1 protein-coding gene is annotated in these 810 nt (G+C 51.2%); it reads right to left on the reverse strand.

The genetic code is table 11. The features are described from left to right. The coding region (locus tag HBN98_RS28435) for a hypothetical protein (protein ID WP_186352949.1) at positions 1 to 810 on the reverse strand (810 nt) is incomplete at both ends.

Here is an 810-nt window from a genome sequence, read left to right on the forward strand (position 1 = left end):
TTTTTCTCCTTCTCCTTTTCTCCTTTTTCTTTCCCTTTTTTCTCCCCCTTTTCTTCCTTTCCTCTTTTCCTTCTCTTCTTCCCCTTTCTCCCCTTTCCTCCTTCCCTTTCTCCTCTTTTTCTCTCTTTCCTTTCTCCCTTCCTCCCCCTCTCTCTTTTTTTTTTTCCTCCTTTTTCCCTCCCCTCCCTTCTTCCTTTTCTTCCTTCCCTCCCCCTCTCTCCCCTTCCTTCCTCTTTCTTTTCCTTTCCCCTTTTCTTTCTTCCCCTCCTCCCTTTTTCCTCTCTTTCCCTTCCCTCTCTTCTTCTTTCTCCCTTCTTTTCTCTTTCTTTTCCCTCTCCTCCTTTCCCTTCCCTCCTTTCCTCTTTCCTTTCTCTTTCTCCCCTCCCTTCCTCCCCCCTTTCCTCCTCCCCCTCCCCCCTCCCCCCCCCCCCTTTCTTCTCCTTCCCCCCTTCTCCTCCCTCTCCTTCTCCCCCTCTCTCCTTTTCCTCTTTCTCTTTCTCTCCCTCCTCTCCTTCTCCCCTTTTCTTTCTTCTCTTTTTCTCCTTTCCTCTCTCTCCCTCCTTTTCTCCTTCCTCTCTTCTCCTCTCCTCCCTTCCTCCCCCCCCTTCTCTTTCTCTCTCTTCTTTTCCCCTCTTTCCTTCTTCCTCTCTTTTCCTCCCCTCCCTTCTCTCTCTCTCCCCCTTTCCCCTCCTCTTTCCCTTTTTCCTCCCTCCCTCCCCTTTCTCCCCCTCCCCCCTTTTTCCCTTCTTCCCTTCCCCCTCCTTCCCTTCCTCCCCCTTCCCCCTTTTTTTCTCTTCTCCTTTCCTCTTT

The organism is Pseudomonas koreensis (genome assembly GCF_012986595.1).
Lineage (GTDB): Bacteria > Pseudomonadota > Gammaproteobacteria > Pseudomonadales > Pseudomonadaceae > Aquipseudomonas > Aquipseudomonas koreensis.